Annotated in this window: 5 protein-coding genes; all 5 read right to left on the bottom strand. The window is 73.9% G+C overall.

Annotation, left to right across the window (positions count from 1 at the left end; genetic code table 11):
* Positions 1–346: 346 nt before the first annotated feature.
* Positions 347–2,119, bottom strand: a complete 1,773-nt coding sequence (locus ACH4DX_RS07570) for a serine protease (protein WP_398154391.1) — start codon at positions 2,117–2,119, stop codon at positions 347–349.
* Between the two features lie 312 nt (positions 2,120–2,431).
* Positions 2,432–3,148, bottom strand: coding sequence for a TetR-like C-terminal domain-containing protein (locus tag ACH4DX_RS07575; RefSeq protein ID WP_398114284.1), 717 nt, complete (start codon positions 3,146–3,148; stop codon positions 2,432–2,434).
* Positions 3,149–3,359: 211 nt separating this feature from the next.
* Positions 3,360–4,850 (bottom strand): rifampin monooxygenase, encoded by a 1,491-nt coding sequence (gene rox, locus ACH4DX_RS07580; protein ID WP_398154392.1) that lies wholly within the window; start codon positions 4,848–4,850, stop codon positions 3,360–3,362.
* 320 nt (positions 4,851–5,170) lie between these two features.
* Positions 5,171–5,929, bottom strand: a complete 759-nt coding sequence (locus ACH4DX_RS07585) for a thioesterase II family protein (protein WP_398154393.1) — start codon at positions 5,927–5,929, stop codon at positions 5,171–5,173.
* Between the two features lie 80 nt (positions 5,930–6,009).
* On the bottom strand, positions 6,010–6,777 hold the full coding sequence (locus tag ACH4DX_RS07590) for a thioesterase domain-containing protein (RefSeq protein ID WP_398154752.1): 768 nt from the start codon (positions 6,775–6,777) through the stop codon (positions 6,010–6,012).
* Positions 6,778–6,784 lie beyond the last annotated feature (7 nt).

Consider the following 6,784-nt stretch of genomic DNA (forward strand, 5'->3'; position numbering starts at 1 on the left):
GCCCGAGCGGATGGAGTCAACTCGCTTGTGCGCGGGCGGTGTTGTGGCGCCCTGGCCTCTCAATGGGGCCGGGGCCCGGCCGCGTTCTGAGGCGCCCGGAGGCGGCCACAGGTATTTGTATGGTGCATTCTCGCGAGGACGACCGGGACCTCCTTGATCGAATTCTGCGAGCACGCACGGACGTCACGCCCTGTCGCCGCAAGGCAACACCCGGATTTCCAGGACGGGGGCGCCGTGACGACGTCATGACGCAACGCGTTGACCCTTCGGCAACGGCACCCCCGTACGGACAGTGGGAGCAGCCCGGCACTCGGCCGGGTTCCTGCTCGGGAGGTCCGATGAACCGTCAGTCGAATCGCCGCGCCACGCGCCTTGCGCCGGCCGCTGCCGTGGTGTCGGGTGCTGTGCGCGCCCTGCTCGCCAAGGCGCTCGACGTCCTGTGGCCGTCGGCCTGACACCCCCGCGGGTGCGGGTCGGGTCGGGTCAAGGCAGTCCGTGCAGCGGCAAGGGCTCGAACTCCCAGACCGGGCGCCGCCCTTCGGTGACCGCGACGGTCTGCGGGTGCTGCGCGTAGGACCGTTGCAGTTCCCGCCGGGCGGGACCGTCGAACTCGTCGGCGCGGCGCGTCCGGCCGAGGGCGCGCAGATCGGCGGCGTGCGCGACGGTCAGCAGCAGCGTCAGCGGATGCCGGGAGCGCAGCACGGCGTCGGCGCGCTCCCTGGCGGCGCCGCTCAGCTCCGCGGCGCCGTAGCGCGACCTCCAGCGGGGCGGGCTGCTCCGGAAGGTCCACCCGCCGGAAGGCCTCCGCCAGGGGCCGGGCAAGGCGTGCGACGACGTCCGCCACCGGCACCCCCTCGCCGCGGTTGTCCTCGTCCAGCGGTACCCGGTCACCGTGTCCGTGGTCGATCCCGACGCGCCAGTAGACGCGGGGAGACCGGGCGTAGTACACGGGTTCGAGTTCGACGGTGACGACGGGGCGGCCGTCGCCGCGGGCGGGGAACGGCCGGGCCCCGGCCGCTCCGGCGGGCCGCAGGGAGTCCGGCACCGAGGCGTCGGCGACCAAGGGCCGCAGGAAGAGGCTCACTTCGCCCGTCCGCTCCCGGACCCAGGCGAGGAGCCGCCGGGCGGCCTCGTCGTCCGGCTCCGTCTGCTGTCCGTACCGCGCCACCAGGTGCAGATAGCGGAGGTACACGGCCGCGGGTGTCGCGTCCGGTCCGTAGAGCAGCCCGTGGCCGTCGCGCCAGCTGCGCGGCGGTGGCTGCGCGTCGGCGCACAGGTCCTCGCCCGACGCGGCCCGGAGCGTCTCGGTGACGGCACGGGCCGAGGGGGGCGGCCGCAGCGCGGCCAGGAGTGCCAGGGCCGTGCTCCGGTCGCGGGGGCTCCACTGGTCGCCGGAGACGACGAGGCCGCCGGGCAACTTCCGCTGTACGGCGACCCAGTCGCGGGCGTCGCGCGCGGCACGGTGTGCGTGCCAGACGTCGTGGGCGGCGAGCACCCGGCGGGCGAGAGCACCGAAACGGTGCAGGGCCGTGGTGCTGACCAGGAAGGACGTGCCGGTCCTCCGGTCCCTGGCCCGGGCCAGGGCCACGACGCCGCCGGTGACCGGGTCGACCGCGGGGCCCCCGCAGGCCCCGCTCGGCAGGACGCCGGTGACCCGTACGCCGTACGGCCCCTGACCGGTGACGCGCCGGGCGTCCGCCTCACAGGCCCGTGCCGTGCCGCCCTCCGCGGTGCGGCGGTAGCCCGCGACGACGAAGCGTTCCGGCAGCCGGGCGGGCCGGTCGCTGAGCCACACCGACGGGTGCGGCTCCTCGGCGGTCAGCCGCACGAGCGCCAGGTCCTGGTCGGGCGGCACCCGCGCGAGCGGATCGTCGTCGACGAGCCACGCCTCCAGGCGTGCCGGGCGCGGCTCGCCCGCGGCCAGGCCATCGCCCTGCACGCGGAAGGGCGTCGCGGGATCCTGTCCGAGGTGCGGGGCGAGGACGTGCGCGCAGGTCAGGATCCAGCCGGGGGCGACGAAGAAGCCGGAGCCCCACATGCCGTCGCCGCCCTCGGGCCGCAACTGGACGAGGGCGTCACGGGTCAGCCTTCTCAGACCGCTCTCGGCGTCGTCGGACATCGCCAGTTCGTGACTCCCCCGCCTCTCCCCGCCTCTCCCCGCGTCGCCCCCGGTCGCTCCGTCACGCCGTCGCACCGGGCACTTGGTCACGCCCTCGCTCCGGTCGCGCCGTCGCCCCGTTCGCCGCGTCACGACGGCAGCCCGGACGCCGTACCGACGTCCGCCCGGCCGTCCGCCCGCTGTCGGGTCGCACCCCGAGGCTACCGGTCGGGCGGGCGCCGCGGGAGCGTACGCACAGTGCCGTCACCTCGGGGCGGAACGGTCACGTCAGGTGCGTGCGGCCGCGGTCGGCGCCGCGCGGGGAGCGTTCCGTCACCGGTCGGCGGGGCGGCGCAGGCCGATGTACTCCCCCATGGCCGCGGCCCCGTGCTCGAAGACCGCCGTGGGGTCCGGCGCGATGTCCATGATGTGGCTGTTGACCTCGAAGCCCACCATGCCGTGGAGCTGCGTCCACACCACGAACATGCGGGCCATCACCGGGCGGGGCAGTCCATCGAGGAGGCCCGCGGCGAGCGCGTCGACGTTCTGGCGCATCCCGTCGGTCAGCGGCGCCTCCCCCGGCCGGTCACCGGTGAGCTCGCCCGCCTTCTGGGCGTCGCGCAGGACGGCCACCATCGCGAGGACGATGCGGGCGACCGCCTCCATCGTCTCCGGCGGGGCGCTGTACCCCGGCACCGGGCGGCCCCAGAGCAGGACGTACTCCTCCGGGTGGGCCACCGCCCACTCCCGGATGCCCTGCCAGACGGCCACCCAGCGTCCCAGCGGATCGGTGCCCGCCGCCACCGCGGCCTCGGCGGCTGCCTCCGTGCTGTCCGCGAGGGCCCGGTAGGAGCCGAGGACGAGCGCGGACAGCAACGCGTCCTCGTCGGGGAAGTGCTCAGCCACCTCCTGGGCGCCGACACCGGCGTCCGCGGCCACCGCCGCGGGGTCCAGGTTGGCCCGGTGCCGTTCCGTGAGCCGCTGTAACGCGGCCGGCTTCAGCCGCCCGATCACGGCCTCCCGCTCGAGCTGTTCCTCGGTAGAAGTCATGATCGGGACTTTTCCAGATCCCCGCCCGGGTGTCGATTACCTCCGGGGTAACCGGCGGGCCGGGGAGCCGGCGCTCCACCGGTACTCGAGCGGACCTTGAGCGGCGGCGGTCGAGGACGGCACCTCCGCGGCGGTCGCGCGGGGGTGCGGGAGCGGGTGCCGGGCACGTCACCGGACGCGTCAGCTGGCGCCGGGCCCGTCGCCGGATGCGTCACCTGCCGCCGGACAGGTCACCGGACACATCGCAGGACGCGTCGCCGAACCACCGGGGCAGATGGGCGAGCAGGTCCCCCTGTTCCTCCCCGACCCACGCCACATGGCCGTCCGGGCGCAGCAGCACAGCGGGGACGTCCAGGTCCTCGGTGGCGTCGACGACGTGGTCGACCCGGTCCTGCCAGCCCGACACGGAGAGACGGCCGGTCCGGTCGAGCAGCAACCCGCGGCCCTCGTGCATCAGTGCGTAGAGGCGCCCGTTCTTCAGCTCCACGTCCCGCAGCCTCCGGCCGAGGAGTTCATGGCCCTCGCCGAAGTCGTAGCGGACCCCGACCGCGGTGATCATCCCGGTGATGTACCGGTTCACGTCCTCGAAGTCCATCAGCTTCGTGAACAGCTCCCGCAGCGCGGTCGCGCCCGCGCCGGTGCCGAGGAGCGTGATCTGCGCGCGGGTGTTGTCGATGACGGCGGCGCCCACCGGGTGCCGTTCCGCGTGGTAGCTGTCGAGGAGGCCGTCCGGTGCCCAGCCATGGACCGCGGCGGCCAGCTTCCAGCCGAGGTTGAACGCGTCCTGCACCCCCAGGTTGAGCCCCTGGCCGCCGGTCGGCGGGTGGATGTGTGCCGCGTCGCCCGCGAGGAACACCCGGCCCACGCGGTAGCGCTCGGCCTGCCGGGTGGCGTCGCCGAAGCGGGAGAGCCAACTCGGCGAGTGCACGCCGAAGTCGGTGCCCGCGAACGCCCGCAGCTGCTGCTTGAACTCCTCCAGCGTCGGTGCCGTCCGGTCCTCGGAGACGCCGTCGGCGGGCACGACGACGCGGTACCTGCCCGCGCTGCCGTCCCCCTCGGGGGCGAGGGCGAACCGCAGCTGGGTCTTGTTGACCTCCTTGACGGCCGCGGCGATCGTCGCCGGGTCCTCGGTCGCCGCCATCTCGCCGAGCAGCGTCTCCACCGTGGCGGGCTCGCCGGGGAAGCCGACGCCGAGCAGCTTGCGCACCGCGCTGCGGCCGCCGTCGCAGCCGACGAGGTAGCGCGCCCGCAGGCGGGTGCCGTCCGCGAGTTCGGCGGTCACGCCGCCGTCGTCGGAACCGTCGTCGGGGTCGCCGCCGGACTGGCTCAGGCCGACCAGTTCACAGCCTCGCCGGATCTCGACGCCGAGTTCGGCGGCCCGCTCGTCGAGCAGCCGCTCGGTGACGGGCTGCGGGGTGGCGACGCCGTACGGGTGGGCCGTGTCGAGGCTTTCCGGCCACGGTTTCACGATGCCGCCGAAGAGGCCGCCCACCTGGAACTTCTCGCTGACCGCGAGGAATCTGTCCAACAGGCCGCGCTGGTCCATCATCTCCACGCTGCGCGCGTGCAGGCCCTGCCCGCGTGACTGCCGGGTCGGCTCGGTCATCTTCTCGAGGACGACCACGTGTACGCCGGCCAACTTCAACTCGCAGGCCAGCATCAAGCCGGTCGGTCCGCCGCCGACGATGATCACGTCACTCATTGCGCCCTCATTTCCGCAGGTCCTGGCCTTGCCGGGGAATTCTGCGGCACGACGGGGGCCTTGCCGCAAGTCCCCCTGTGCGCTATACATTGATCATGGCGGGGAGCGGTTGCTCCCCGTTCTCGGCGTCGAGGACGACCTCCGCCGAGCCCCGGTTCGTTCGGGTTCCTCCGGTCCCTCAAGTTCCTTCGGCAGGCGCGAGGCGTGTCACGTCGACGGACGTGCCGCGCACGCGTCGGACGTGCTCCCAGCGGTGCGGAGGCGGGCAAGGGGCTGGACGAAGAGTTCGTCCAGCCCCCCGCTGTGTGCGTCGCCTGTGCCTAGCCGACGGCCACCGCGCCGCGCAGCGCCTCGCGGACGGTCGCTATGACCTCGGCCGCGCGCGGGCTGAGGTAGAAGTGGCCCCCCTGGAACACCTGGATGTCGAACGCGGCACTCGTGTGGGCACGCCACGCGTCGGCTTCCGGCACCGTCGTCTTCGGGTCGCCGTCGCCCACGAGGGCGGTGACCGGGCAGTCGACGGTCGTGTCCACCGGGCCGTACGTCTCGATGGCCCGGTAGTCGCTGCGGATGGCGGGCAGCACCATGCGCAGCAGCTCCTCGTCGCCGAGCACCGCGGCGTCGGTGCCGCTCATGGCCTTCATCTCCGCCACGATCCCGTCGTCGTCACGGGTGTGGACGTTCTCCTCGCGCCGCGTGGAGGGCGCGCGCCTGCCGGAGGCGAACAGCCTCGCGGGCGCGTGGCCCTGCTCCTGGAGCCTGCGCGCGACCTCGAAGGCGACGACCGCGCCCATGCTGTGCCCGAAGAACACCACGGGCCGGTCGAACAGCGGCGCCACCACGGGCGCGATGCGGTCGGCGAGCACACCGATGTCGTCCACGTTCGGTTCCATCCGCCTGTCCTGGCGGCCGGGGTACTGGAGGGCCACCACGTCGCTCTCGCTCTTGAGGGCCGCGGAGACGGGGTGGTAGAAGGTCGCCGATCCGCCCGCGTGCGGGAAGCACACCAGGCGGGCCGGAGCGCCAGGTGCGGGGTGGAACCGGCGGAGCCAGAGGTCGCTGCCGTCGGTAGCAGTCATGTCGATCGTCCGTTCTGCTGTGGTTGCGGTACTCGGCGTTCCGCCGACTTCGGGGTGACCGGGGCGAGCCCGCGCCGGGTTCAGCGGGAGTCCGCGCCCTGGCCTGCGTCCAGCCAGGAGCGTACGGCGAGCGCCGTCGACGCGGAGTGGTCTTCCATGATCGTGAAGTGGTTGCCGGGGACGTCGGCCGCCTCGTGCGGGAGCGGCCACGTGGGCTGCCAGTGGTCCTCGGTCTCCCTGGCCTGCGACTCCCCCGGCGGGAAGGTGGCGTGCACGTACAGCGTCGGCGCCTGGACCGGCTCCGGCTCCCAGTCGCCGAACACGCGCGCGTAGCCGCCCTGCCCGGTCAGCTGCGCCCCGGTCATCAGCTCGAAGGCCTTGCTGGTCGACAGGCGTTCGCGCAGCGCGGCCTCCAGGCGTGCCTCGAAGGAGTTCGTCGCGGTGTACGTGTCGAGGAGCACCGTCGCCGCCGGTGTGCTGCCCTCCTTCTCGAGCAGCGCGGTGACGGCGTTGACCATCCACCCGCCCGACGAGTAGCCGAGCAGCACGTACGGCCGCCCGCCCGCCTGCCGCAGGACGGCCTCCGCCTGGTAGCGGACGACCGCGTCCCTGGTCGCGGGCAGCGCCTCCCCCGGTGCGAAACCGGGGTGGGGCAGCACGGTCACGTCCCGCTCACCGGCGAACACGGGGGCGAACCTGGCGAAGTAGTGCGGGCCCGACGGCGCCATCGAGGGGGCGAAGCACAGCAGCGGGATTCCCGGCCCCGTCGCCAGGGTGACCGGCGCCTGCGCGGGCGCCTCGTCCGCCGTCTCGAACACCGGCCGCACCCGGGAGGCCGCCATCACCATCTGCCAC

This window comes from Streptomyces sp. NPDC017940 (assembly GCF_044328435.1).
Taxonomy (GTDB): domain Bacteria; phylum Actinomycetota; class Actinomycetes; order Streptomycetales; family Streptomycetaceae; genus Streptomyces.

Excerpts from the sequence above, each read along its gene's own strand:
- ACH4DX_RS07570 (WP_398154391.1), bottom strand. The coding sequence starts at position 2,119 with ATGTCCGACGACGCCGAGAGCGGTCTGAGAAGGCTGACCCGTGACGCC.
- ACH4DX_RS07575 (WP_398114284.1), bottom strand. The coding sequence starts at position 3,148 with ATGACTTCTACCGAGGAACAGCTCGAGCGGGAGGCCGTGATCGGGCGG.
- rox (WP_398154392.1), bottom strand. The coding sequence starts at position 4,850 with ATGAGTGACGTGATCATCGTCGGCGGCGGACCGACCGGCTTGATGCTG.
- ACH4DX_RS07585 (WP_398154393.1), bottom strand. The coding sequence starts at position 5,929 with ATGACTGCTACCGACGGCAGCGACCTCTGGCTCCGCCGGTTCCACCCC.
- ACH4DX_RS07590 (WP_398154752.1), bottom strand. The coding sequence starts at position 6,777 with ATGGTGATGGCGGCCTCCCGGGTGCGGCCGGTGTTCGAGACGGCGGAC.